This window comes from Cedecea sp. VD22 (assembly GCF_037150195.1).
GTDB lineage: Bacteria > Pseudomonadota > Gammaproteobacteria > Enterobacterales > Enterobacteriaceae > Cedecea.
The window spans coordinates 1-261 of sequence record NZ_JBBCPX010000071.1; the positions used below are offsets into that span (position 1 = coordinate 1).

At 48.7% G+C, this 261-nt stretch carries 1 pseudogene; it reads right to left on the reverse strand.

Annotation, left to right across the window (positions count from 1 at the left end):
* A pseudogene (locus WFK85_RS23525) lies at positions 1-261 on the reverse strand (phage tail protein); the annotation flags it as partial.

Below are 261 nucleotides of genomic sequence, written 5' to 3' on the forward strand. Positions count from 1 at the left end.
TAACGCGTACTCGAACCAGAGTGTCGGTCGGGTGCACGACATTGGCCCTGATATTTACCGCATGAATCTCCTCTACTTTGAGTACGCTTGCATCGCTGGAGTTGTCAGTACGCTGAAAATTGATTGCGTACTTTCCAAAACCGCCATTCGGTGTGATTTTCGCCGTTCTGTAAAAAACCTCACTGGCTGAGTGGTGCGGCGTTCCCTGGGCAAAGTTAAATGTCTGCTCAGTTCCTGGTATCTGGTTATGCTCATCATCTA